Genomic DNA, 20842 nt, shown 5'->3' with positions numbered 1-20842 from the left:
GGTACAGGGATAACCACCTTGTAGCCGCCATTTATTGAATTGCTTGTTTTTCTTGGTTACAGATTCAATATCCGTGCGCGCCCATGTTTGAAACTTGGCATTCGTGCCGAGAACAAAACCAAAGCTGTGCGGATGCAATGGGGACGGCGATAGAGAGGACCTGTCCCGTTATCGCATTCATTGCCAGCAGCTTGCGCATTTCCTTCGACGTCCTTGGAGAACACCTGCTATTCTGCTACTTAACTGCTCCTGCCGTAATGCCGCTAGCGATTTTCTTCTGGAAAATAATATAGACGATAAGCACCGGAATGATCGTCATAAGAAGAGCCGCGAACAGCGGACCCCATTCGGTGCGGTATTGCATTTCGGCCTGCATAATCCCAATTTCGATAGGCAGTGTATACTGCGCGGGATCGTTGATCAGGATGGTGCCCACGATATATTCGTTCCAGATGTTCAGGACGTTCACGATGCCGACCGTGATAAGTCCCGGCTGCGACAGCGGCAGCATGACGCGGAAGAACGTTCCGTAATGTGAGGCTCCGTCGATAACCGCAGCTTCCTCGAGCTCCTTCGGCAACGACTTGAAGAAACCGACCAGCACGAACACGCCGAACGCGATGACGCTGGACGTATATACGAAGATAAGACCGATTTTGGTATTGATCAGATTCATGGAATCCATCAGGAAAAACAACGGGATAAGCGCCAAAATAAACGGAACCATCATCGACGAGATGTAGAGCAAATACAACCCGTTGCTTCCCTTGAATTTGTACCGGGCCAGCACGTAAGCAGTCGTAGCGGACAGCAGCAAGCCGAGCAGCGTCGAGCCGCCCGTCACCACGATCGAGTTGATAAAGTACACGTCGAAATGATACTTGTTCCAGACATAGGAAAAGTTCGACCATAGCAATGGAAATTCAGGCGGCGCCCACGGCGCGTTTAAGAAAAACTGCTCGTTGTTTTTCAATGCGTCTAACAGCGTCCACAACAACGGATACAGCACAGAGATGCTCCATATGACAAGAATAGCGAAGAAAATAAGCTTGACGACCGGATTTTTGATGCCCATATTCATTCTGTTGTCCCCCTTTGACCTCTAGCTCAGTTCGACCGATTCATGACGGAGCAGCCGCTGCAGGATGACCGTTGTGATCAGGGACAGAACGAGAATAAGCACCCCTATGGCCGCCGCGTAGCCGAAATGATATTGCCGGAAAGCCATCTGGTACAGGTACGAGCCCATAACATGAGTCGAATTGTCCGGTCCGCCTTCCGTCATGATCCAGACGATGACGAAGGAGCCGTTGAGCGTCGTCATCATGATGTTGATGATGGATACCTTCATCTGCTCCCAAATGAGGGGAACCGTGATGTTCCTGAACTGCTTCCACTGACTCGCGCCCTCCAATTGGGCCGCCTCGTAGTAGGACTCCGGAATATTCTGAATCGCTGCGATCAACAGAATCATATAGAAGCCGATACCCGCCCAGATGGCTGGAGGCAGCAGCATATAGATCGTATGCGAGGTGAAGCCGAGCCAGGCGATCGTCACCTTCTCTTCCGTAAACAGGGAGAGGAACGCGTTCAGGAAGCCGATCTGCGGGTTATAAATGAAGTTCCACAGCACGCCGATGACGACGACGGAGATCACGTTCGGGATAAAAAATATCGACCGGAAAAAGCCCGCCAGCTTAAAGTTGAAGCGTGTCAGAGCGACGGCGAAGAAGGTTGCCAGAACCATGATTCCGACGATCTTGCCCGCCACGAGAAGGTAGTCGTTGCCGATGGCTCTTAGAACGATCGGGTCTTTGAACATATTCGTAAAGTTGTCGAAGCCGATGAAATCCTTCGTATCCGACATCCCCGACCAATCGAACATCGAGTAGTACAGCGCCTGCATGACCGGATAGATGGTGAAGATGAAGAAAAATACGAGAGTCGGAACGATGAACGTGGCGATGAACAAGTTGCGCTGAAGCTTTTCCGATACCGACTTCATGCGGGCCGCCTTCCTTTCAAGTAAATTCGCGGAGGCATCCTTCAGGCTCGCGCCCTGGGTGCCTCCGCTTCCACGGTTTTTCAAATCGATAAGCTAGAGAATGTTACTTGACCTTGGCGACGACATCGGTTACGCGTTTAACCCACTCGTCCGGCGTAATCTTGCCGATCGTCAACGCATCCGTCGCATTCTGCATTTCCGTATCGACGTCCGCGTTGAACGTAATCGTCGGGATGACGACCGTGTTGGGATCCGTCAGATACTTCGCTGCATCCTTAACGAAGCTAGGCGCATTCGAGCTGCTGATGTCGCCTTTGATGTTGGAAGGAGCGCCGCTCAGCTCCGCCCACTGGGAAGCTTGAGCCTTGGAGAAAACGAACTGCAGGAACGCCTTCGCCGCTTCTTTGTTCTTCGCATTTTTTGCGATTGCGACAGTGGCGGTGGACGTGTTCGCGACGACCTTGCCGCCCGGCTTCTGAGTGAGCGACGGAATGAAGCCGAAGTCGAAGCCTTCCGGTACGTCCTTCGCCATTTCGTTCGGCAGCCAGAGGCCGTTGGAGATGAACGCGTCTTTATGCTGCAGGAACATCATTTGCGAGTCGGTATGGTTGATTTGGATGGCCGCCTTGTCGATCAGGCCCTTGTCGCGCATTTCCGCGATTTGGTTCAAAGCTGCGAGAACGGCCGGACTTTGGTAAGCTTCGATCTTGTTCGCCGCCATGTCTTGCAAGATCGTGTAGTCGTCGTTATTGTTCGAGACGATCGCCGGATACAGAATCGAGCCGTTGATGTAGTAAGGATATTTGCCGGTATGGATATAAGGCGTAATGCCGTCTGCCTTGATTTTCTCGCTGACTTCGAGGAACGATTGGAAGTCGGTCGGTTCGGCGTAGCCCTTCTCCTTGAATAAAGCCTTATCCCAGAAAATGCCCCACGAGTTCAGAACGAGCGGGATATTGTAGATCTTGCCGTCATATTGCTGCGGCTGTTGAGCCAGCGCGTCGAGGATCTTGTCGCCGTCGATGTTGTTGGCATCCTTCAGCCAGTCGGTCAGGTCCTCGAGTTGGCCGTCTTCGACCATCTGGCGGTCGTTCAGGTTCGGACCGTCAATGTAGACGAAATCCGGCGGGTTGCCCCCGATCCAGCGCGGTTTGTTCTGCTCGTTGATTTTCGGACCGGCGCTCTCCTTGATGTTAAGCTCCGGATTCGCTGCCGCGAAATCGGCAATGACCTTCTTCCACCACTTGTCGCCATAACCGCCGACGAAGTATTGAATCTCGAAATCGCCGGTCAGCTTGGTCTCGGACGAGCCTGTGCTTGGCTCTTCGGTTGCATTTGTGCTTGGATCCTCGGTTGCATTCGTGCTCGGCGCTTCGGTTGCGCCTCCGTTATTGCTGTTGCTGTTAGAGCCGCAGGCTCCCAGCAGCACGATCATCATGACAGCGGCAAGGCAAAGCGCCGCCCATTTTTTGTTTAACACCATAGTGCAAAAAACCTCCCCGTATATGCTGGTTTGCGCCATCTTCGGCGCCTGTAACCATCATATCGGGGAGGGCTTCGCGTCTCTATCGAATATCTTCCAAATAATCTCTAGTATTTTCTTATTGTGCGGCTGAACGCCGCTCTGCCCGCTATTGCCCGCTGCGGGTCTCCGCGAACTTCTGAAGCTGGTCGAGCGCGTCCTGCGGCGACAGGTTGTCGTAGAGGACGGCATCGCCCATTTTGCGGCTTGTATCCATAACCGCTTGCCAGGCGGGCTCCTGGATCGGGTAGAAGTTAGCCTTGCCAAGCTCCTGCAAGTACCGCTTCATCGCCGAATCGGATCGGGATAGCTTGCCTCCGACGGTAGACGTAACCGGGATAAAGCCTTCCCGGACGATCATATCCTCGTAGTTGTTGTCATCATACAGAAAATCAAGAAACTTCATGAGTGCCGTCTTGTCCGTATGGTCGGTCTGGAAGGAGACCAGCACATCCTGAACCCCGAATGAAATCGGCGGCATCCCGTCTCTGACCGGGAGCGGACCGCTTCCCCAGCGCAGGCCGGGCGACTCGCGCGTCACGACGGACGCGAAGTAGTTGCCGGAGATCATCATGCCGAGCTTGCCGTCGCCCATGATTCGTTGCTTCTCGTCGCGGGTCGTAACCGTCGGCTCCGAATCGGTCAGCCCTTGACCGTAAAGCTCCTTTAGATAGGTCAGTCCCTGCACATTCTCGGGAGAGTTGATGGCCCACTTGCCGTTCTTGATCCAACCGCCGCCGGAACCGAAGAAGAAGTAAGACAAGTAAGCCTGAATCTCGTCGTCCGTCAAATCCACGCCGAAGCCATGAGCCGCGCTCGTCTCTTTGATTTTGCGCGCGTCCTCCATAAGCTCGCTCCACGTCTTCGGCGGCGCCCCGATTCCCGCCCCTTCGAACAGCTCTTCGTTATAGTACAAGTTGCGAATCGATGCCACATACGGAAGCGCGTACTGCTTGTCCCCGATCCGATCCATCTGCATCAGATTCGGATACAGCTTGGCCCTCAGCTCCGGAGAAATAATCTCGTTCAGATCGTTCAGCTTGCCCGCATGGGCGAAATGGGCGTATACGTTCGTGATGAGCAGATCGGGAGGGCTATTCTTGCTCAGCATCGACGTGTAGATGCCATCCAGCACGTTCCAGTTCGCCACCTGAAGATCAACGATAATTTCCGGGTTCTGAATCTCGAACTGTCGTACAATATTTTCCAGGAACGGTTTGCTCTCCGTGCTGTATTCCGCGGCAACGAAACGGATAACCGATTGCTTCTCCTCCTCGGTGACGATAACCTGCGACTCCTTGTCCGAGCACGCCCCGAGCAGCGTTGCTGCCGACAGTATAGATACCAGCAATAACGCGCGAGCACTCCTCCGCTTCATTCCTATCCCTCCCTCTTCATCCCGTATATCCGACTCGCTACCTGAATGGAAACAGAAGCTTCTGGTTTTCCGGAGAGTACATGTTGTCTCTCGTCACGACGATGGAATCGATATACGTCATCCTCGGAACCGGCTTGCGGTCGATTAACTTCAGAGCCGTGCGCACCCCGAGATACCCCATGTTGAAAGGCCGCTGAACGATCATGGCGCTCAGACTGCCTTCCTCCATTAGCTTGATCTCGTAGAGCGAGCTGTCGAAGGCGATAAGCTTCACCACATTCTGCTTGCCCGCTTCCTCCACCGCTTTAGCCGCCCCCAGAGCCGCTGGCTCGCTCAGCGCGATGATCGCGTTCATGTCCGGTTCGGAGCTAAGAAGATTCGTCGCCAGCACATAGGCACGATCCTCATCATTTTCGCTGTAAAAGGTTCCGACGAAGCTGTTCTCGTTAGCATCGATCGCCTCGCGAATTCCCTTTACTCTCTCTGCCGATACGCTGGATGACTCGTAATCGCTCAGTACCGCCACGCGCGGGGCTCCCGCAGTTTCCGCAACAGCGATCTCTCCAGCCTCCCGGCCCGCTTCCGCGTAATTGCTGGATAACGTCACCGCATCCAAATCCGGATCCGTCGGCATATCCATCACGACCAGCTTGATGCCCGCTTCTCGGATTCGCGCAAGTACTTTCCTCACCCCGGCGTCCTCGATCGGCGCGACAACGAGCGCTTCCGGTTTCCGCAAGAGGACGTCCTCCAGCAGCCGAACCTGGGCCGCCGCGTCGGTATCCTGCAGCGAGCCCATGACCTCGAGCCGGGCACCGCTCCCCTTGACTCCCGCTACCGCACCCTCGCGAACCGTCTGCCAGAAGTCCGAACGCACGTTGGTGGATTTCAGCATAACCGCGATCCTCGGCTCGTTCGCCGAGCCTCCCCTATAGAGCTGGAAGTAAAAAACGAGGAATAGCGCGGTCGCCGCAACCAGCAATCCCATTCCCACCGTAAACCTCTGAATCCGCATCAGCCCATGCCTCCCGATCCCTCAATCTTAGGGATGCGAATGGTCACGCAGGTCCCCTCTGCCAGCTCGCTTCGGATGGAGATTCCGTAGGCTTGCCCGAAGTACAACCGAATTCTTTCGTTCACGTTTCGAATGCCGATCCCTCCGTTTTTCCACTCTCCGTCCGGCGCTTCCCAGATTTTCTCCAGCTGCTCCTCCGTCATGCCAAGCCCGTCGTCCTCGACCTCGAACACGATGCCGTCTTGCGTCTCCATTCCTCGAATGACGATCGTTCCGCTGCCCGGCATATTGCGAATGCCGTGATAAATCGCGTTCTCCACAAAGGGCTGAAGCAAAATCTTAAGCGTCTTGCAGCCCAGAATCGAGTCGGAAATCTCCAGTCGATAGTCGAGCTTGCTCGAATATCTCATCTTCTGAATGAGCAGGTAATTGGTAATATGCTCAAGCTCGATCCGAATCGGGACAAGCTCCTGCTCCTTCGTGATGCCCGCCCGGAACAGCTTGGCGAGAGCGGAAGTCATTTCAACGACCTCCTCATGCTTCTTCGTCTCCGCCATCCACACAATCGAATCGAGCGTATTATACAGAAAATGGGGATTGATCTGCGCCTGCAGCAGTTGAAGCTCGCTCTTGCGCTTGTTCTCGTGCGTGTCGAATATTTCCTGCATCAGGTTCTTGATCTGCCCGACCATCATGTTGAACGTTCGCGCGAGCTGGCCGATCTCGTTCATCTGCGTCACTTCGGCCTGCACGTCGAAGTTGCCTTTTTCCACCTTCCGCATGTTCCGCTGCAGATTGCGAATCGGCCGCGACAGCCGGCGCGACAGCAGAACGGAGATGACGAGGGAGACCGCCACTCCGCCGAGCGTGATGAACAAAAAGTTGATCAGCGTGCTTTTGTAGCCGATCAGGTCTTCCGCATAGGCGACCCCGACGATTTTCCACCCGAAGCTTGTGTCCTTGACCGAATAGAAACGTTTGCCCTCTTCGTCCTCCACCTTAAACGTAGTGCCGCTTCCCGCTCGTACAACCTCGGCGATCTGCTCGGAGCGCAGATTGCTGTAAATGAGCTGCTGCTCCGGGTGGTAGACGATATTGCCGCTGCCGTCGACAATGAATACGTAGCCTTTTTTGCCAAGGTTGATTTGACTGAGCAGATCGTTAATGACGCTTAAATTCAAATCGACGAGAAAAATGCCGTCAGCCGTCATGCCGTCCGAATTTTTCAGCTCCCGGCTCAGCGAAACGACCCAGCGATATTCGTTCTGAATGATGTTCTGCACATGGGGCTCGGAGATAACCGACTTGCCGCCTTCCCTCTGAGCGTTAACGTACCAGGCTTGCTCCTCCACCTTCGCATTCGGGTTCAGCGTCGTAATCCGGCGATCGGAGACGAATCGTCCGTTGTAGCCGAATACCATAATGGAAGCAATATCTTTGCGGGTGTAGAGAATGGATTGGAAGAGGTCCGAGATCCGCTTCTCATAAGGACGGCGTCCTTCGTTCCCGATGAAGCTGTTGCTGGAAATGTAATATTTCACGTCCTTATTCGTCATCGCGAGCAGGGAAATGTTCTCCATGTTATCGACATAGGACTGGATGTTCGTGTTCACCTGGTTGATGACTTCCTGAATATAGCCCTTCGAGTTTCTCTCGACGGCGTTGACGGAGAGCCGATACGCGAACAAGCTCGTCGCCGCGATCGTCAGCAGGATCAGAACGGAGAAAGCGAAGGCAATGCTCGATTGAATGCTCTTTAGAGGAAAAAGCGGGAATAACGGCCTGCGTTCTCGGAACATGTCAGCGGAGACTCTCCTTTGCCTGCTTCTCCCGGAAATCCCGCGGAGACGAGCCCGTATGCTTCTTGAACAGGATGCTGAAGTAATTCGGATCCGCGTAGCCTACCTGCGACGCGATCTCGTAAAATTTGAGCGAGGTGGCAAGGAGAAGCTCCTTCGCTCTCTCGAGCCGTACCCGGGTCAAGTATTCGACGAAGGTCTCTCCGGTATATTGCTTGAAGAGAAGGCTGAAATAGCTCGTGCTCATCAGGGTGTGCCGGCACAGGTGCTGAAGCGACAGCTTCTCCTCGGCATAATGCTCTTCAATGTATTCGGTCGCTTTGGCAATCTGATTGCTGGCGACCAGATTGCGGTTGTCCAGTGCGGACGCCGCCAACTCGCTCGCGATCGCCTTCAGCCAGACTTCGATCTCGTCCAGCGTTTTGAAGCGATAAATGTCCGTCAGCCACAGCTGGCGTTTCCTCAGATCCTCCGCCTCATGCGCACCGAGCTCTTGCATGACGTTCATGAGCGTCAGTACGACTCTCTGCGTCTGCAGAAATACCGCCTCGATCGGCATTCGCGAGCGTCTAAATTCCTCGATCAAGCACTCGATTTGGCGGCACGCCGCTTCTCCCGAGCCCGTCTTGACCGATGCGGAAAGCTTGCGATCCCAGTCGCCGGACAGGGCAGCCGGCATCGCCCAGCCTTGGCTTCCTTCCAGATCGTTGATGCTGAGGATCCGGTTCTTCCCAAGCTGAAATCGATAATCCAGAGCAGATTGGGCGCTCTTGTAGGATACCGGAAGCTGCTCCGGCGACGAACAGGCGCGTCCAATGCCGATCGTCACGGTGAACTTCAGGTACCTCTCAATGTGGTGCCTTGCTTCCTCCGCCATCCCGTAGGCCCCAACGTATAGCTCGTCCTCTCCTTCGGCTCCGTTCAGAATGACGACAAGCCGCTCTTCCCTCGTGCGAAACAGAAGCGCGTTACTACGGGTCGAGATGACCTCTTCGAAAATGTTATAAACGGCAAACCGAAAAAACTCCGCGTCGTGGCCATCATCCATCCATGCCTCGCGTTCGCCGAAGTCGTCGATGTCCGCCAGCATAACGATGAATGGAGGCGTCACCGCAGGCAACCCAAAAAACGCGAATTGCCCCTCGATCTCCTGCCTTCCAAGACCAAGCACGACAAGCCGCTCCAAAAATCGTTCCCGCAGCAGCGGCAAGCTCAGATGGAGCTGGCTGCGCAGCCGGCCGAGATCCTCGCGCCGCTTCGTCTCCTCGTCCATCTCCAGCCGGACTTTGACCAGCAGCGCTCTCATATCCTTCGCGGTGATCGGCTTCAGAATGAAGTCCGACACCTTGAGCCGGATCGCCTGCTGTGCATACTCGAACTGATCGTATCCGGTCAGAATGATCATTTTGATATACGGATAATTAGCCGAAACCATTCCCGCCAGCTCCAGCCCGTCCATAAGCGGCATGCTAATGTCCGAGATAACCAGATCCGGCTTGAAGGCTTCGATCGCTTCCCATGCGTCTCTTCCATTCTCGTAATCCCCGATCAGCGCGAAGCCGTGCTCCTCCCACTCGATCGTTTGCTTAAGTCCGTCCCTGACAACCAATTCGTCGTCCACAATGATTACTTTGTACATGGGCTATCCCTCCGCACGATCGATGTCAATGTCACTTTCATCATACCTGATGGCCTTGGTGGGGAAAGGGGGAAAAATATCTTATGAGAGGGGTATTAATATCTCATTGGGGAGGGGCGAAGAAACGGCGATAAACCTTGATCTCAACTTGAAATCAGGTTCCTCAAAAACGGAACATCCGCCGGAGCAAACGTATACTCCCCGAACTCCTCCGTCCTAACCCATCGATAGTCATCATGATCCGTCAGCACGATCTCCCCGCTTACGAGCTTCGCTTTGTAAGCGAGGAGACGAATCGTTATCGTCCCGTAATCATGCTCGTTAACGCCAAAATACGCATAAGGCTCGATCGTGATGCCCATTTCCTCCATCAGCTCTCTCCGCAGGCATTCTTCGGGCGATTCGCCCTGCTCCAGCTTCCCGCCGGGAAACTCCCACATCCCCTCCTGCGACTTCCCTTTTGCTCGACGAGCAATTAGTATTCGCCCCTCTTCATCCTCAATAATGGCAGCCGCCACTTCAATCATTTCCGTCCACATCCTATACGATCACTTTGTTCGCCACCGGCACCAGCGCTGCAGGCATGTCCTCCTTCAGACGCCAAATGATGCTCATCGGCTTGCTTCCCTCGTGCCTGACATACTCAGCCTCACCTAAGAAAACGAAAGAAGCGGTGTAGTTGTTTTCCTCTTTATACTCCCTCACGAACAGCGCGATCCGATTGCCCGTCTTTTTGTGGTTAATGTATCGTTGCGCCGTGCTCGTTTGCTCGGATATCCGGCTCTGCGTCTGCCAATGAAAGAGACGTTCATTCATCGCATAGTCCTCATACAGCGTCGAAGGCGAGAAATCCTTATCCGATTTATTCAGCGTAATAAAGAAAATATCCGTCTTCTTGTCTTCAAAATATTTCACGCCCTCGCATACGTCTAGCTTATATAATACAACATGGTTATTAATTGCTTAACCAATCAAAGAACACCTCCGATTGTTGGAAGGGATTAAATGGGACTTTACGCTGTTAAAGTGCAGAGGACGTTATGGAAGCTTGACATCTTACATATTTGTGTTAGAAACCAGTTACCCCTAAGCAATTATATTTATATTACATTCCTCTTTTAATCGTACTGGTTGTAGAAATCATTTTTATTAGATCCGGTAGGAAACGCTCACTAAAACCAGAAATAAATGAAAAGACTGCTAATGAGTAAGGGCTTTCAGCAAAAGCACCGAGAATTAAATTAGACTTTGATGCAATAATTACAAAAAGTCCAGAAATTATTCCAACTAAGAGCCTCGTGCATCCCTGAAGTATTATACTTCGTACAGGAGAATAAATGTCAAAAGATAATTTTTCAACATTATTTAATGTCGAGACAAATGCACCAGTTACCCCAGACAAACCACCGATTATCCAAAATAACAGAGTATCCATAGAAAATAAATAACAAGAAATTGCAACTAATAAAAGATATAAACACAGCGTGGAAAGAAAATACGAAATACGAATACTTGACTCTGCTCTTGCAATTATGGAAGTTCGAATCGTTTCGAATCCATTTAGTACATCTTCATCGTCGTTTCTTTGGAATGAAGCCGCTAAGGTAGAGGCAAGCTGTGAATAAATAACTTTTCTTTGTCCTCTTGGTAAACAAGCATTTGAGAGACTTAAAAGCGTATTAAACTCTGAGGCAGCTGGTTTGTGAAGATCGGGAATATCTCTATACCAGTATCCAACCCCATTTTTGTATGTCCTATATATCTCATAATTTCGATCATATGCTATAGTTTTCACAATTTTTTTATTTATTTTTTTTAATGACTTTTCAACATATCGGAACTCGGATTTTATATCATTTGTTTTTTGAATTAAGACTTTAGTAAAAACGGTACCTAATAACATACTTGCTGAGAATTTATATTGTCTCACGACAGTAGATTCAATTACTCCTTTTAATCTAACACATTCAGCTAACACCATATTCCCCCTATCATCTAAAGAATTTAGTTCCCAAGACAAGGAGTCATTTTTATCAATATAAATAAGATTCTCATTTGAGTTATTAAGCATTACCTTAACGCGATTTTCTTTTTCATCCATAAAAGTTGATACCTCCTAGATTGATGGCATAAATATGGGACTGCTAACCCCTGGCAGAGTTAGATGACGTTCGAAGATCTAGGTTCCCTTGTAATAATGGGAATTGATGGACCAATCCTATGTGCTGTAGGTCTGCTACATCAAACGCTATATATTTGGATTTTATATAAAAAACAAGATTATAGGATGCATGTCGGAGTATTATTTTCATTCCCTCAAACGAATCCCCATAACCTTCGCCAAATCCACTTGTTCATGATCCAACTCTACTTTAACGGTACCTTGTCGCCTCTGCTCACGCCATGCTACTAGATCCTCTTCTGATTCTAGCTTAAGCTCTGCAATCTCCAGGGCTCGATCAAAAATATACTTTGATGTATAAAGGAGCGAGTATATTCCCCTACCTCCCGGAACGATGGCCCGCTCACGTTTGACCCAACTCTCTACTGTGAACTTCACATACAACTTCTCCTCTGTCCCCCTTCTAGCCGGTCGTTCCAAGATCTCCTTACGCCGAACCACCCGCCAATCAACCACTTTACCATACCAGTTCACACCTATATCTCCCCGGGCAAGAAACTGATTTCGTGACTGGTAGAGTGCTACATATTCGAGCTGTGTTAATAAGGTATGATCAGAGATATTCTCCAACGGAACATGATAATATCCGTATCTCAGCGCATCTTCAAGCTGTGAGACTTCTCTGAGCGATCCGACCAGAACATTTTTACCTGTAAGCTTATTCCGATAGTACTCCTTCGTTCCCCTCGGACGAGTCGAGCGTTCATAAGCCTTTTCTGGGCTATCCATAATAATTTCATCCAAGAAATCCTCCATGAGCTTCGTGGAGTTGGGTAAAAATGGGAATGCGCCAACGTTAATCATCTCAATACTTTTATAAAACCGATGTTCTCGGAATTGTTCCTCATTATGATGAGGAAACAATACGTATGCACCGAACATACTTCGTTCGAGTTCACGACTCTGCGCGTCGGTATACACAATTGCATCTCTATAGCGATGCATCGTATTAATATCATCTTCCTCTGGACCTGGTATCTTGTACTTGTTGTAATATGGCGTACCCTCATAAGCCGGATTTAGGCGATACTTGGCATCGAAGATATATTTATATTCCGCTGCGGAATCATTTTTTCTGAGCGTAAGGACATTATCCGGCTTCTGCCCCAATGTCTCGCTATGATCGCCTTTCGGTAATGCATTATAGTAAAGGGTGAATATCTCACCGTTCTTCGGGTTTCGATAAACCATCCTCGCCTGCTGAGACTTATCCAATGTCACGAATACTCCTGTTCGGTTTACCTTAATGATGTCTTGCTTCAACAACTCATATTTCCGGCCGAGGAGATCATGGATCTTAAGAAAGCACCAATATTCATACAATTGGGCTAAATCCTTCATGGACAGACGGAACAAATCACTTTGAATGGATAAGCCTTTCATCAGCATTAGATAATTTCGATAGACTTCTCGATAGCCCGGAGCCATCTGCAACACAAGTGTTACCGATAGCTGCCTCATCTCCCCAACATTCAAGAAATCCATTTTCAGAAGACGTTGCAACTGCGTTTGCATAAAATTCAAGCGTTTAGTCAGAAGCGGGTCTTGCAGACGATTTTTTTCGGTTAGACGAGTTTTTAAATCTTTTAGCTTCTTGGAGATACGCAGCAGAACCCAGCGGACAAACCGATTTTCCATCGTGTCGTAATTGACCTGACGTTTCGTTTCAAGCACATGACTTGGATAAAAAAGCCTATCGTTCAAGGGAATAAACCCGAGCTTCTCATCCTGCACAAGGAGCTGCGGCCTCTTGGTTAGGTAGGCCATATTCTCCCTGCCAGCTCTCTTCACCCTTGCTGCTTCCACTAAATGCTTCTCGTACTCAAGCTTAGAATGGGGTGCAGCTTTGATTCGCTCCACGGCATGGACCAGTTGGTCGAACACATGCTGAAGAATAGTAAAAAATTCGGTTAAGCTTTGGTTGCGTGTTTCCTTTAACCCAGTGAGATTGTAAGTCTTCCGCATGAAATCAAAGGACAGATTATAGATCTGTTGATTCACATCGTGAAGAATCATTTGATAGTCTTGTTTATAATCGATCTTTGAAGGAAAAATTTCGAGTTGCAATTGAAATATGGGCAGCCCATTTAAACGAAGCTCCAACTCTGTGAGCCCAACTTCGTTTTGAAAATTCAACAAGCCGGAGATGATCATTTTCCCTAATGGTTTAACTGCCTGCCGGAGATAGACATTATCATGGTGAAAGGATAATGCCACCTCTTCTTTTTTCTCGATCACCAACTCATAACTTTGTGTTTCAAAAAAGATAGGAAAACTCTGATCCCCAGTCTGCCAGTCTGACAGCTCCCTAAGCTCCGGATTGAACACAGATATACTTTCAATGGTTAGGGATGTCGAAAGAGTGGATACCTGTAAACCGGCAGCCACCCATTTCTCCTCATTCGTTCGATGTAATTGTAAAGACTCCACCGTTGGATGAAACGGCTTGCCTTGAAAATATAAATTAAATAGGTTTGTCTCCACACGTAGAAGCTCCACGCTTTGATTAAGAGAGCCAGTATGAGGTGAAGCCATCTTCCTCTAACCTCCGTAGCATAAACGCAATTTTCCGGGCGGTTTGCGGATGTTTCACCGCTTCTGCCGTTTGGCTTGCACTCCATTTCATATATAGATCTGAGGCATCTTCCATTAGCTCTACAATCGGCAATGTCTTTCCCAAAGCTCCCTGCATCAGCTGTAACAATACACGTTTTACGGAAGAGCTACTCCCTTGAACACGAGGCAAAATCTTCTGAAGCAGTTGCAGATCAAATGCCGCATCCTCGCTTAACAACTGGAACCGTTCATTGTAAATCATGTAAAAACAAACCGCATCCCGAATCCGAAAGCCGACATGGGAATGAATCTCTTCTAGAATGCTGTTAATTTTAACAAGCTTTTCTGTTGTTCTCTGGACCAAATCGCGGTGATCTCGATAACCATCGATTAACTGAAGATACTCACTCCGTAAGAAGGAATTGTCTGCTCGAGAAGCTCCAACCGCATTCGAGAAATCGACTTCATCTGGGAACTGACTTAGATTAATGTAGTTAAACTCAATCGTATTCGCGCGATCAAGCACCTTTTTGCTGAAAGGATGCGTGGTCTCATCCATGTTCACGGTTCCAATCAAATAGACGTTATCCGGAAGAGACAAGTTACCATATACCGGTTGATCCTCGAGCCTTAGAGAATCCTTATGGATTAAGGGGGAAGTCACGATATGATCGTTTTGCCATTCTTGGGTCTCGATGATACTAAGCAAATCACTGAAATAATGCTCAACTCTAGCCAGATTCATTTCATCCAGACATATAAAATATGGCTTGTGACGATTGTTTGTTTTTGATGCCTCAACCAGCACCTCTGCCAATTGTCCCGGACGATAAGCTCCGGATAAATCTTTATAGCCGAGCAGATCAGACGGGTCGCTCCAGTCCGGCCTTACCGGGATGAGTGCGAACTGTTTATTTAGAGTTGTGGCACCGAGGGCCTCTGCGAATAACTTAACAAGCTTGGTTTTACCCGTTCCTGAAACACCGGCGAGAATCACAAAAGGTTTGGTTTTAAATGATAAATAGAGGTTCTCGATTAATGAGCCTGGATAGTGAAAGCCTTTCTGACCGATAAAATCTTTGATGTGCTCGATGCGTTCAGAAACTGTTAAAGTATCCAAAGGCTCATTCTCCTTATCCTCGTGAAAAATATACTTGTCTCCCAGCTTCTGAATGAATGCAATCTCTTCTAGCCAATTCAGCATGAACCTAGACCTGTTCTCCTGGGTGACCTTCCCCCATTCATCCTGCATTTGCATTCCAGAAATAAACTTCTCGTTGAATTGTTCTAAAGAAAATTCATTTAAGTTACGGACGATTATTATTGCCATATTTATTACTTTGATCAGGTTGCTGGTGCTGCTGGCGTCGCTATCTTTCACGGCTAGTTTTTGTCTGAGAAGTTTGACTTGCTCTGAGCTCAGCCTCCATAGGTTTGAATCAAAGGCGTTAGCATATTGGACACCTAAGGGAGTTAAAGAATAATGACTATTATCAATATGAATAAGACCGAGCTCCAATAATGCCCTACCAATATGCTGGATCCGCTCCTTTGGGTGCTTCACATCATCACCGGAAATTAAGACAGCTGATTGATTGGCGGTTAATTCATCTAATTCGATAGGGGTCGGAAATTCTTTTCCGAGATAAGCGATGATTCCATGAGCCAAGTAGAGATGAGCCATTGTAAATTTAAATGTTGGATTTGGCGTAGATACCGGGTTCGTTACTTTATCTGCGTAAAGTTTATAATTGGCCATCATATTTTCCAAATCTGCAGTCAGTTGTTCTTCATCTGGGATATGATCCCGCTCATAACGTATGTAAGCGATAGTAGACACTTGATAATCGCGTCCCAGACCACTTGATGTCAGGTGGATGTGTTCATCCTTTTGCATATTCTCAAGTGGCAGAAGCTCACGAATTTCCTGGACCTTTTGCTGGAGATACTGATACCCCTCTCTCTTGCCCCGATCCCTAAGCGGAACAGTAACCCCTTGGGCTAACGTCAAATAGACCGAGCTCATATCCTCGGCAAACAAATACACCACATATTCACCATACTGCGTCGTCTCAGTAATCCGCTTGTCCAGAACGGCAAGCCAAGGAATATTAGCCCAGTTCCCCTGACCGATAGAACCCTGTACTTTATACTTATCATCAATGAAGGTTAATTTCTTTAAATTTGTTGGAAGGGTTTGTCGGAGCAATGTACCCAATGGATGATTGGAGAATGGCTGTGTTTTAGCACTTATGTAGTCATTTATGATTTGAGTTAATGACTGATTAAGTGATACTGGTGCAGCTAAATTGTTATTATAGTTATCTAATTCGACCAGGGCATATCTCTGCAATTCATCCATAGTCTCCTCGTTTAACTTGTCCCAGATCGTCGACTTAAACGAGATGGTTAGTCCTCCGTTACTTTCATCAAGTATTGAAGATAACGCTTTAATCGGCGTGTAGAGCAGTGATTTGGTTTGGCTCAGCGTAAATTCAGTCCAGCTTGCAGCTACACCACTCGGAGGGGAGTCTACCTTTTTCCCTTCTATGATGCTGTTTTGAAAATAAGCCAAGAAGCGTCTACCTACATCATCGAGTGAAATGGCTTGATTAAGAGTGGTTCGATACTCATCTATTATTGAAAGGATAAGAACCATTTTATAGGACTTTTGTTTGCTTCTAAATATTGAGGATAATTCGGCGGGAAGTGGCATGATTGTGTCCTCCAGATCTAATGGTGCAAATATAGGACTATTATAATATAAACGTTAAAGACCTTAGAATATTTTCGAAAAATCCTACTTAGTCTATCATATAGCCCCGTCCAATCAGGCATCTACCACCTCTATGAGATAGACTCTCTCCATAAAGCCACCACGCTTCACGGCTTTATCCGCACGGATTCGCTCTAGTTCTTGAACGGTAACTCCAATCGTTTCCGCGAGAGCGTGTATGACTTCTAGCATGTCGGCCAATTCCTCGGAGGCTTCACTGCCGCTCTTCGCTTCTATGAATTCGTTTGTTTCCTCTTTCAGCTTCGCAAGCAGCTCTGTCTTATATTCATCATTCTCAAGAACGCGAGTTGTGAAAGACATGCCTTGATTGGTTATGATCTCTGGAATCCGATCTCGGACGAGTTTGTTATAATTGGTCATAAGGACTGATACCCCTTCTATTCCGTCGTTTTTGCTAGTCGCCTCATCAAGTATTCTTGAAGCGATTGATCTCTGCAATAGATATAACAGCCCTTCATTCCTCTGGACATCAGAATTTTGTAAATATTCTTGATAAGAGCATTAAGCCTGACTGGATCGTCCTTCAGCCCTTTTTTCCCTGTTTTGTCTTTGTAGTCTTTGTAATCAGAATATAACGTACCTGTAGCAGCATCGTACCTCAGGTCGTTCCCGATGATGACGCCGACATAATCAAACTCCAGCCCTTGCGTCGTATGAACGCAGCCAACCTGATCGATACCATCAGGATGGATCGCCCATGACTCGCGAATCGCATTGCCATTCCAAGGCATATTAAAGTCATGCTCTTCCAATATTACATCCTCGATCTGTCCATTCGCATTACCTTGCTTTGCTGGTGTCCAACTCCATGCATATCCGGCTAATAGACGTGCTTTGTGTCCATTACCTTGTTTATCTTTAATAAGATCATACAAACGATGTGGCGTATCTACAATCCGGAAATCGAAAAACTCCTTATCCCACCCGTTGAAATTACCTGTGTTCTGTATGCCTAGGACATCATCAACCCAATTTAAGTAGCCTTCTGCTCCCGCGCACCTGAATTGAGCGTGTAATGAGTATTCATAGATTTCAGAGCCAAGCTTCTTGGCAATTCTCTTAACTTCCTCTACCGTACCAATATCGTCTGGACGGATTCTCTGAAGATCATCTATGAAAAACACACTCGTTTTTGCGCTTTTGACAATATCCTCAATCTGATTTTGTCCCATATACATATAGGCGCCTTTACCCTTCAGGCGATGCGCTTCATCTACGATTAGGACATCGAATTGATCGGTCTCCGATTCAACAAAGCTGCCTGACCCCATAAATAAGCTCTTCGTTCTCATCTTCGATCTAGAGCTTTGTTTCGTCAGCATCTCTACCATCACATTCCGAAAAGAAGAGTTAGGCGCAACGAATTTGGCATTCAAGCTATGACGGAGCAAGCCACCAAGCGCATTCATAGAAATAACGGATTTCCCTGTACCAGGGCCGCCCTTGATGATGATCGTCCTTTTTTTGTCCTGTTTCTTAGCTAGTGCTACGATTGTTTCATAGGCAACTTTCTGCTCGTCGAGCAGGACAAAATCCGAGTTCCCCTCAAACAAAGCATTGATATGATCTACCAACGATTTAGAAGGCGTAATTTTTCCGTTTTCTATTTCATATAAGAGTTGCATTCCTTTGCCCTTGCCAACATATTTGAAAATGAACTCTTGCAGCTTCTTCGTTTCATGGGATAAGAATAGAGGTGCCTCCGCGATCGTTTTCTCATACTGCTCCGATTTGAGAGGCTCCGGATTTTTTTCGCGATAATTATGTAAAAAAGCCACGGAGTGCGCTGTGACATCCTGGTTATAAACGGCGGTATTCATGTCGACGATGAATTGTCTATAGGACCATGCTTGATAGGACGGATGGGTCGTTTCTCTCACGCCGCCGTTAATCGATGTTTGACTATATCTTCTTTTTCCGTCGACCATGCTTCTTCCCACTGCTTGAGCTCAACAATAATGAAATTTCGGTTCTGCTTATCGTCCTGACCGGCGATGATAAAGTCAATCCGTTTGCTTGTAGCCGGAATATTGTATTCGATCATAACCCCACAGTCGTCGGCAACTTTCGAGTTGCGAATAATCCGCTCCATGAACTGCATGGAATTATTCCAAGAGCGCCATTCCGAAACGGATGGTCGCTTTCCTAACTTTTCGATAAATGCGGTTTCGATATTAACGGCAATTTTATTCTCGTCCACTGCCTCTTTAAAGTCGGCAACAGAGCTGCTGTATACAATCATTGGGCACCTTCTTATGTAAGAATGTTTCTATCTGCATTTCAAACGAAACATATGTCGCGATAGCGATTGGCTGAGGACTGTTGGCGCAGATATGATCTCGTACAGGGATAGCACTCTATTTCGAGTTTGCTTTTGAAGCTTTCGCCCTCTCAATATGTTGATCCCTTACAGTTGGGTCTGAGATATTAAGCACAGCCAGCCTTTCTTTAATATTCCTAACTTCATCGTCCGTAAACCGCGGAGAAGGGTTCTCTGCTTTGAGTCTAGTCAGTTTTCGCTCAATAAATTCGGTAAGTTCCACGTCGTATACGATAAGCTCGTCCGAGCCGATCTTTCTCAGCTCAGGATCGATGCTGAATCTGCACCGCATTGTGAAGGAAATCATAGAAATGTAGATGACGTTTGGAATATCAGCCAGTTGCTGCTCCACCGCTTTAATATGGCCATAGTTCTGCATCAACGGGTTATACATTTTAAATCGGTTGCTTACGCTCCAATTCCGATCCTCGCGCGCCCCTTTGATCTCGCCATTGTAGTTTTTGGTTTCAATGACGAATATGCCATATGGGGTAACGATCAGGTGATCGATTTGGGAGTACCCAGTGCGCGATTTGGAATTTGGAATAAGCAGATCGTTTAAATGCTGGCATTCCTTCGACAGCTGATCCAGTTGGATATTGATTTTATGCTCACCCAACTCCCCGATACGGGTGGCCTCTACTTTCGGTTTGGATGGCTTTTTACGAGGAGATGCTTTTGACTCCGGTTTTGCTTTTTTAGATTGGAATAACGTCATCAATTTTTTAAGCATGCTGGAACTCCTTCGATACTGTCATTTGTTTTGGTATAATTCGACAAATTAAGTCGGAAGTCCTGCTCATATGAAGAAACTTGAATAAAAGGGGGGCAATTATCGTTAATTGAGTTCATTCATTGGTACAAGGATTTCCCTGTTTGTGCTCCAATAGAGTACCCATGCGATACATAAACGCCTTTGGCATATTAAGAAGCCTCAACAAAAAAAAGGCATTACCAAGAGCATATCCCGTAAGGGACTCTCACTGATAATGCCTCAATTAATGCTTTTAATGTACTTGGCTATCCAAATCGTTTCTAGTGGCGGAGCAGAAGTTTACACTTGGAAACATGTAAAAATAAGCAGCATCAAACTAACGCTCAAAATTTGCTTCCGTGATTGTTTTTGGGTTCAAAATTACACTATCATAGTATGCTGTGTCGTAGTACTTTAAAAACTTCGCTGAGTCACTCATGCTCGAAGGTGAAACCATAAGAAATTCATTTTCGAAAACATCTAGTATGATATAGCCAAGTTGGTTAACATGTGCAGTAAGTAAATAACTTTCAGAAGACCATCTCTACGGGTCTTGCAATCCAATATAATCCATACTAGAATAGCAATTGCATACCTACTACAGAGAGGTTGAATTCGATGGGATGGCATTCTCATAATGTTGATGGCAGGAAGTACACTTGGAACGTGGATAGACTATTTCCGTTGGCTTTGGAACTCCCACGTAAAAGAGTCAAGATTAATTCGATTCCAGGCCTGAACGATGACTGTTGGTTTAAAGGAAGCAGTAATCCGGACGCTCGGGTTCCGTCCATACGTAATGTCGCCAAGCATTTCAAACAAATGCTCGATGCTGACCTAAACTACCCTATAATCATCAGTACGGACAGGAATCA

At 47.8% G+C, this 20842-nt stretch carries 15 protein-coding genes and 1 pseudogene; all 16 read right to left on the bottom strand.

Translation table 11 applies throughout. From position 1 onward, the window contains the following. Positions 1-235: 235 nt before the first annotated feature. A complete protein-coding gene (locus J2T14_RS26625; RefSeq protein ID WP_307475815.1) occupies positions 236-1081 on the bottom strand; it encodes a carbohydrate ABC transporter permease in 846 nt (281 codons plus the stop codon). Between the two features lie 21 nt (positions 1082-1102). Further along, positions 1103-2005, bottom strand: a complete 903-nt coding sequence (locus J2T14_RS26620) for a carbohydrate ABC transporter permease (protein WP_307475813.1) — start codon at positions 2003-2005, stop codon at positions 1103-1105. 103 nt (positions 2006-2108) lie between these two features. Further along, complete coding sequence (locus J2T14_RS26615) at positions 2109-3488, bottom strand: ABC transporter substrate-binding protein (protein WP_307475811.1); 1380 nt, start codon at positions 3486-3488, stop codon at positions 2109-2111. A 148-nt stretch (positions 3489-3636) separates the two neighbouring features. Further along, on the bottom strand, positions 3637-4905 hold the full coding sequence (locus J2T14_RS26610) for an ABC transporter substrate-binding protein (protein ID WP_307475808.1): 1269 nt from the start codon (positions 4903-4905) through the stop codon (positions 3637-3639). A gap of 37 nt (positions 4906-4942) precedes the next feature. Further along, entirely contained in the window at positions 4943-5920 is a 978-nt protein-coding gene (locus J2T14_RS26605) for a substrate-binding domain-containing protein (protein WP_307475806.1), read from the bottom strand. Beyond that, positions 5920-7719, bottom strand: a complete 1800-nt coding sequence (locus J2T14_RS26600; protein WP_307475804.1) for a cache domain-containing sensor histidine kinase — start codon at positions 7717-7719, stop codon at positions 5920-5922. The genes J2T14_RS26605 and J2T14_RS26600 overlap by 1 nt, the downstream gene beginning before the upstream one ends. A 1-nt stretch (position 7720) precedes the next feature. Next, the gene (locus tag J2T14_RS26595) at positions 7721-9358 is read right to left on the bottom strand and encodes a response regulator (RefSeq protein ID WP_307475802.1); all 1638 of its coding nucleotides are present in this window, start codon (positions 9356-9358) and stop codon (positions 7721-7723) included. A 143-nt stretch (positions 9359-9501) separates the two neighbouring features. Beyond that, a complete protein-coding gene (mutT, locus tag J2T14_RS26590; protein WP_307475799.1) occupies positions 9502-9885 on the bottom strand; it encodes an 8-oxo-dGTP diphosphatase MutT in 384 nt (127 codons plus the stop codon). A gap of 13 nt (positions 9886-9898) precedes the next feature. Then, positions 9899-10279: pseudogene (locus tag J2T14_RS26585) on the bottom strand (DUF3427 domain-containing protein); the annotation flags it as partial. A gap of 184 nt (positions 10280-10463) precedes the next feature. Next, positions 10464-11459: a hypothetical protein gene (locus J2T14_RS26580; protein ID WP_307475797.1), complete on the bottom strand. Its 996-nt coding sequence runs from the start codon at positions 11457-11459 to the stop codon at positions 10464-10466. 207 nt (positions 11460-11666) lie between these two features. Then, positions 11667-14075: a restriction endonuclease-like protein gene (locus J2T14_RS26575; RefSeq protein ID WP_307475795.1), complete on the bottom strand. Its 2409-nt coding sequence runs from the start codon at positions 14073-14075 to the stop codon at positions 11667-11669. Continuing rightward, entirely contained in the window at positions 14047-16812 is a 2766-nt protein-coding gene (locus J2T14_RS26570; RefSeq protein WP_307475793.1) for an MrcB family domain-containing protein, read from the bottom strand. Before J2T14_RS26570 ends, J2T14_RS26575 begins: the two co-directional genes overlap by 29 nt. Before the next feature lie 114 nt (positions 16813-16926). Further along, positions 16927-17253 (bottom strand): nucleoside triphosphate pyrophosphohydrolase, encoded by a 327-nt coding sequence (locus tag J2T14_RS26565; RefSeq protein WP_307475791.1) that lies wholly within the window; start codon positions 17251-17253, stop codon positions 16927-16929. A gap of 17 nt (positions 17254-17270) precedes the next feature. Next, complete coding sequence (locus tag J2T14_RS26560; RefSeq protein WP_307475789.1) at positions 17271-18713, bottom strand: DUF2075 domain-containing protein; 1443 nt, start codon at positions 18711-18713, stop codon at positions 17271-17273. A 56-nt stretch (positions 18714-18769) separates the two neighbouring features. Beyond that, the gene (locus J2T14_RS26555) at positions 18770-19135 is read right to left on the bottom strand and encodes a hypothetical protein (protein ID WP_307475787.1); all 366 of its coding nucleotides are present in this window, start codon (positions 19133-19135) and stop codon (positions 18770-18772) included. A gap of 115 nt (positions 19136-19250) precedes the next feature. After that, complete coding sequence (locus tag J2T14_RS26550) at positions 19251-19946, bottom strand: nuclease-related domain-containing protein (protein ID WP_307475785.1); 696 nt, start codon at positions 19944-19946, stop codon at positions 19251-19253. Between the last annotated feature and the right edge of the window lie 896 nt (positions 19947-20842).

This window comes from Paenibacillus harenae (assembly GCF_030812415.1).
In the GTDB taxonomy this organism is placed as follows: domain Bacteria; phylum Bacillota; class Bacilli; order Paenibacillales; family Paenibacillaceae; genus Pristimantibacillus; species Pristimantibacillus harenae_A.
The sequence above is the reverse complement of the archived record's forward strand: the minus strand, read 5'-3'. Positions and strand labels throughout refer to the sequence as shown.

Coding starts and splice junctions, on each gene's coding strand:
- J2T14_RS26625 (WP_307475815.1), bottom strand. CDS start 1,081: ATGAATATGGGCATCAAAAATCCGGTCGTCAAGCTTATTTTCTTCGCT.
- J2T14_RS26620 (WP_307475813.1), bottom strand. CDS start 2,005: ATGAAGTCGGTATCGGAAAAGCTTCAGCGCAACTTGTTCATCGCCACG.
- J2T14_RS26615 (WP_307475811.1), bottom strand. CDS start 3,488: ATGGTGTTAAACAAAAAATGGGCGGCGCTTTGCCTTGCCGCTGTCATG.
- J2T14_RS26610 (WP_307475808.1), bottom strand. CDS start 4,905: ATGAAGCGGAGGAGTGCTCGCGCGTTATTGCTGGTATCTATACTGTCG.
- J2T14_RS26605 (WP_307475806.1), bottom strand. CDS start 5,920: ATGCGGATTCAGAGGTTTACGGTGGGAATGGGATTGCTGGTTGCGGCG.
- J2T14_RS26600 (WP_307475804.1), bottom strand. CDS start 7,719: ATGTTCCGAGAACGCAGGCCGTTATTCCCGCTTTTTCCTCTAAAGAGC.
- J2T14_RS26595 (WP_307475802.1), bottom strand. CDS start 9,358: ATGTACAAAGTAATCATTGTGGACGACGAATTGGTTGTCAGGGACGGA.
- mutT (WP_307475799.1), bottom strand. CDS start 9,885: ATGATTGAAGTGGCGGCTGCCATTATTGAGGATGAAGAGGGGCGAATA.
- J2T14_RS26580 (WP_307475797.1), bottom strand. CDS start 11,459: ATGGATGAAAAAGAAAATCGCGTTAAGGTAATGCTTAATAACTCAAAT.
- J2T14_RS26575 (WP_307475795.1), bottom strand. CDS start 14,075: ATGGCTTCACCTCATACTGGCTCTCTTAATCAAAGCGTGGAGCTTCTA.
- J2T14_RS26570 (WP_307475793.1), bottom strand. CDS start 16,812: ATGCCACTTCCCGCCGAATTATCCTCAATATTTAGAAGCAAACAAAAG.
- J2T14_RS26565 (WP_307475791.1), bottom strand. CDS start 17,253: ATGACCAATTATAACAAACTCGTCCGAGATCGGATTCCAGAGATCATA.
- J2T14_RS26560 (WP_307475789.1), bottom strand. CDS start 18,713: ATGAATACCGCCGTTTATAACCAGGATGTCACAGCGCACTCCGTGGCT.
- J2T14_RS26555 (WP_307475787.1), bottom strand. CDS start 19,135: ATGATTGTATACAGCAGCTCTGTTGCCGACTTTAAAGAGGCAGTGGAC.
- J2T14_RS26550 (WP_307475785.1), bottom strand. CDS start 19,946: ATGCTTAAAAAATTGATGACGTTATTCCAATCTAAAAAAGCAAAACCG.